This window comes from Pseudomonas sp. K5002 (assembly GCF_013386655.1).
In the GTDB taxonomy this organism is placed as follows: Bacteria; Pseudomonadota; Gammaproteobacteria; order Pseudomonadales; family Pseudomonadaceae; genus Aquipseudomonas.
This window is the reverse complement of the sequence record NZ_JACARK010001389.1, coordinates 1-768: the sequence shown is the minus strand read 5'-3', so window position 1 is coordinate 768 and position 768 is coordinate 1. Positions and strand designations below refer to the sequence as shown.

The 768-nt window shown below is 66.4% G+C and carries 1 pseudogene; it reads right to left on the bottom strand.

The annotated features are described in order from the left end of the window. Positions 1-768 (bottom strand): annotated as a pseudogene (locus HX846_RS36625) (hypothetical protein); the annotation flags it as partial.

Sequence of the window (768 nt, the reverse complement as noted above, 5' to 3'; positions counted from 1 at the left end):
ACCGCGCCCAGCCGCGCCTGGTGCTCCAGCGGCACAACCTGTTGCCATACCTGGCGCGCGGCATCGTCCGGGTGGGCGCACAACGGGCCCAGGGCCATGCGGGTATCGCGCACTGCCAGTGTCGTGGCCAGGCGCTTTATCCGGGGCAACAAGGCATCCCAGAACGGGCTGCTGTCGAGTACCCGCAGCTCGCCGGACTCCACCAGTTTCAACACATGGCTGTCGATGCTGCCACGACTGTTGAGGTGTTTCAGATACGCCGCCTGCCGGCGGCTGGAATCCCAGTCCGGGTCGATCCTCACCGCCTGGTACCGAAACAGTGAGCCGTCGGCACACGACACATGCAACGCCAGGAAACGCTCACTCTGTGCCACCCGCAAAAAGCTCAGCGCCGCCAGCACCACGGCCGGAGCCATCAGTTGCGCGTAGCCTTCGGCCTGGGGCAACTCGGGCGCAGCACGCTGCGGCAGCCTCAGATACAGGCCTTGCAGGCTGTACCCGCTCGGCAACTGCCCGCGCAGGAACGCCCGGTCGAGGGCAAAGCCCAGGTCGTCGCCCTTGACCGGTGCGCAGGCGACAAAATGCCCATTGTCGGAGGACTTGAGAATCACGCCAAAACTCAAATCGGCGCGCCCCTGGGCGTATTGATGACCATAGCGTGCCGCGTCGTCAGCATGCTTGAACACCGGGCCCAGCTGCCGATCCGCCACGGCATGGACCGCCGCCTGCGGTGCAACGTAGGCCAGGCCGGGCATCCAGCCCGGCAGC